Source organism: Intestinibacter sp. (assembly GCF_022780145.1).
Taxonomy (GTDB): Bacteria; Bacillota; Clostridia; order Peptostreptococcales; family Peptostreptococcaceae; genus Intestinibacter.
The window spans coordinates 1-2,479 of sequence record NZ_JALEXO010000236.1 but is presented as its reverse complement, the minus strand read 5'-3'; the positions used below and the strand labels follow the sequence as shown (position 1 = coordinate 2,479).

Below are 2,479 nucleotides of genomic sequence, written 5' to 3'. Positions count from 1 at the left end.
GCTTGTCCTACATGTTATAAGATATTTAAAGAAAACTTAGAAAATGTAGAAATAAGTATGGTATACGATTATATAGACGACAAACAACTTAAAAATATCGGAAATGGCAAATGTGTCGCTGTAGACGATCCATGCTCTGCGCGTTATGAAGTAGATTTGCAAGATAAGGTCAGAGAGATAAGTGAAAAATTAGGTTACAATTTAGAAGAATTAGACTACAATAAAAAAGAGACTACTTGCTGTGGATACGGAGGACTTACTTGTTTTTCTCATAGAGAATTGAGAGAAGATATAGTTCAAAGTAGAATAGACCAAAGCGATTTAGATTACATTACTTACTGTATTAACTGTAGAGATGCTTATTTAGGACAAAATAAAAATTCAAAACACATACTACAATTAATTTACGATTTTGAAGGTAAGAATAAAAAACCTAATTTATCAGAAAGAAGGTATAACAGAGTGCAACTTAAATTAGATTTACTAGGGAAATCAGATGAAAAGAATGACTACGAAGTAAACTTAATAATAAGCAAAGAATTAGAAGAAAAATTTGAAGAAAAACTTATTTTATTCAAAGATGTTTATGACACAATATCATATGCAGAAGCTAACAACGAAAAATTCTTCAATAAAAAGAACAATACATTTTTAGCTTATCGCACTATAAAAAATGTTACTTTCTGGGTTGAATATACAATAGAAGGTGACAAATATTTAGTACATAATGCTTACAGTCATAGAATGAAGATAGAGGCGGTGGATTAATATGCATGAAGGTTACGATAGTTTTTACGATTACGACAGCGAGTCAATGATTTGTGTAAAATGTAATGAGCCACTTAAAAAAGGCAAGGTTACATTAGAATATTTAGGAAGTAGTTTTCCAGTTGAATTACCTGTATGCCCTAAATGTCATAGAGTATTTATAGATGAATCTCTATCAAGTACAAAGATATACACAGTTGAAAAATCATTAGAGGATAAATAATGTTTGATAAAATTAAAGATTTTAATATAGGTGGGCTTTATCTAATCGACGAGATTTTAGATAAATACCACCTAGACAAAAATGCAAAGCTACTAGATATAGGCTGTGGAAGTGGAAGTGCTGTAGACTTTTTAAGTAAAAAAGGTCTAGATGCAATAGGTATAGATATATCTGAAGATATAATAAATGAGGGAAAAAATAAATACGGCGATATAAATCTAATGGTTATGGATGCACATTCTATGGATTTTGAAAAAAAATATTTCGATATAATATCCATAGAATGTAGTCTATCCATAATGGACGATTCGAGATTAGTTTTAAGTAGTTGTAGAGAGATTTTAAAAGATAATGGAATTATCCTATTAGGTGATTTTTTCTTTAAAGAAAATACAGATAAAAGCGATGCCTATACATTAGAGTATTGGTATAAGTTATGTGAGGATACGGGCTTTGAAGTAGTCGATTTTAAAGATCAATCTAAAAATTGGAGAAATTATATAGGCAAGGTGCTCTGGGAGTACGGAAGTCTTGAAATATTGCTCGGAGGATGTAATAGCTGCGATTTAAATAAGACTATGCTAAGTAGAAAAACAGGCTATTTTTTAATAACTTTAGTTAAGAAAGGGTGATAGCATGGACGAAATGTATATGATGGAGTTAGCTACGAAGGGATATTACTGTAGTCAAATTATTATGAAGGCAATACTCGATGCCGAAGAAAAAGAAAACAGTGATTTAATAAGAGCTATGGGAGGTCTTATAGGAGGTCTTGGATTTAATCAAAGAATTTGCGGTGCGCTTACTGGTGGTATATGTGCAATCGGATATTTCACATGCAAGGGAGAAGATGATGAAATAGAAGATGAAAATGCAAATGAAATGATAACAGAGCTTATAAAATGGTTTGAAACAGAAGGTACAAATGGAAAGGGAACTGAATGCAAGGATATCATAGGTGGAGATTTAAAAAATCAAATGAAGGTTTGTCCTAATTTAGTATCAGCGACACTTGAAAAAGTATTTGATATACTTCAAGAACATGGCTATGATGTATAGTATTTAAAATATATAACGACATAATAAGGGGGCTGTTTTTATGAACAACATATATGAAGAAGGTTTAAAATTATTACAAAACAAAGAGAGCTTTGTACTAGCTAGTATAATCAAAAGCACAGGCTCAACTCCTCGTTCAGAAGGTACAAAAATGATTGTCAGAAAAGATAGATCTATAATAGGTACAGTTGGCGGGGGAATAATGGAATCTAGATGTATGGATGTAAGTGTAGATGCAATTAAAAATAAAAAGACTTTTGTATATGAGTTTCATCTAGATAGCAAAGATGCACATAAATCAGAAATGGTTTGTGGTGGAAACGGAGAACTACTTATAAATTATATCGATGCCGATGACGAAAATAATTTAAAGGTTTTTGAAAAAGCTGTAGATGTTGTAAATAACAACAAAAAAGGTTGGGTTGTAAC

At 31.0% G+C, this 2,479-nt stretch carries 5 protein-coding genes; all 5 read left to right on the top strand.

The features are described from left to right. The coding region (locus MR593_RS08925) for a (Fe-S)-binding protein (RefSeq protein WP_290692027.1) at positions 1 to 768 on the top strand (768 nt) is incomplete at its 5' end. Between the two features lies 1 nt (position 769). Next, positions 770 to 991, top strand: coding sequence for a DVU_1557 family redox protein (locus MR593_RS08920; protein WP_290692025.1), 222 nt, complete (start codon positions 770 to 772; stop codon positions 989 to 991). Then, positions 991 to 1,623 carry a class I SAM-dependent methyltransferase gene (locus tag MR593_RS08915; protein WP_290692023.1) on the top strand — a complete coding sequence of 211 codons (633 nt, stop codon included), beginning with the start codon at positions 991 to 993 and terminating at the stop codon, positions 1,621 to 1,623. Before MR593_RS08920 ends, MR593_RS08915 begins: the two co-directional genes overlap by 1 nt. A 4-nt stretch (positions 1,624 to 1,627) precedes the next feature. Then, a complete protein-coding gene (locus MR593_RS08910; protein ID WP_290692021.1) occupies positions 1,628 to 2,050 on the top strand; it encodes a DVU_1555 family C-GCAxxG-C-C protein in 423 nt (140 codons plus the stop codon). Between the two features lie 40 nt (positions 2,051 to 2,090). After that, the coding region (locus MR593_RS08905; protein WP_290692019.1) for an XdhC family protein at positions 2,091 to 2,479 on the top strand (389 nt) is incomplete at its 3' end.